At 45.8% G+C, this 986-nt stretch carries 2 protein-coding genes and 1 tRNA gene; 2 read left to right on the top strand and 1 reads right to left on the bottom strand.

Going from position 1 to position 986, the window contains the following annotated elements:
* A partial coding sequence (locus A3750_RS24500) for a CheR family methyltransferase (protein WP_304440226.1) occupies positions 1 to 281 on the top strand: 281 nt, incomplete at its 5' end.
* Positions 282 to 476: 195 nt separating this feature from the next.
* A tRNA-Ser gene (locus A3750_RS24495) sits at positions 477 to 564 on the top strand.
* A 2-nt stretch (positions 565 to 566) separates the two neighbouring features.
* Here the strand turns inward: A3750_RS24495 and A3750_RS26635 are convergent.
* Positions 567 to 986, bottom strand: a 420-nt coding sequence (locus tag A3750_RS26635) for a hypothetical protein (protein WP_197475295.1), incomplete at its 5' end; no start/stop codon positions are given.

Genomic DNA, 986 nt, shown 5'->3' with positions numbered 1-986 from the left:
CTTGGGCCGTAAAACCTGCGATTAAGCGTTTGGTTCAATTCAAAGCTCTTAATCTGCAAGAAAGTTATATCGCACTTGGTGGCAAGCTAGACATGGCATTTTGTCGTAATGTCCTCATATATTTCTCTGCGGAGAATAAACAGAAGATTTTAGAAAAGATTCATTCGCAGTTGCGTCCGGGTGGGTACTTGATGCTCGGAGCCTCCGAGTCCATTGGTCCTGCTGGGGAGAAGTTTACGATGCAGCAGTACAAGGGCGGTATTGTCTACCAAGCTAAGTAAATACTTGGCTTGCTTTTCACTTTCTCCTCATATAAATTACGCCGCTCTTCAGCACTGGGTACACCTTTACTTCGTTCTTAACGTGTCGAGTAAAGAGAGGTGTTTGAGTGGGTCGTTTGTCTTGCTTTGCGTTGCCAAGAGCGATGTTTTGATAACGAAGCCACTCAATATGTTTAGACATATGCGCTGAAAAACGGTGAGGTGTCCGAGCGGTCGAAGGAGCACGCCTGGAAAGTGTGTGTACGGCAACGTACCGAGGGTTCGAATCCCTCTCTCACCGCCATTTTAAAAATGTTTCTCCAGCCAGGCTCGGCTGCCTGCGATGATTTGTTTCTCTTTGTGTAGCGCATTGTAGAACCGCATTAGTCTTCCTTTGAATTCCTTCTTAGAGTGCTTGTGAATCTCATTTTGATTATCAATCTGAGTGAGTAAGTCGTTTGCCAGCCTCTTCGCGTTCGTTTTATCGCCACATAAGAGTGTCAGTATCTTGATCATGCTTTTGGACGCGCCGTCTGTCGAGAAGTATGCGTTTGGCTGTGCTATCTGACTGAATTCGGGGCGTGGTGTGGCAAATACTCGGCAGTTCTTTGTCTTGTTTGCGACGAGGTGTGTTGCTCGCTCTTTACTGATTGGTAGGATAAAGCGTTCTAGCGGGATGAAATGCGCTCCTTTTGGATCGAAATAATTGTAGTTTATTGCGTGTTT

Source organism: Oleiphilus sp. HI0079 (assembly GCF_001635105.1).
This window is presented reverse-complemented; position numbering and strand designations above follow the sequence as displayed.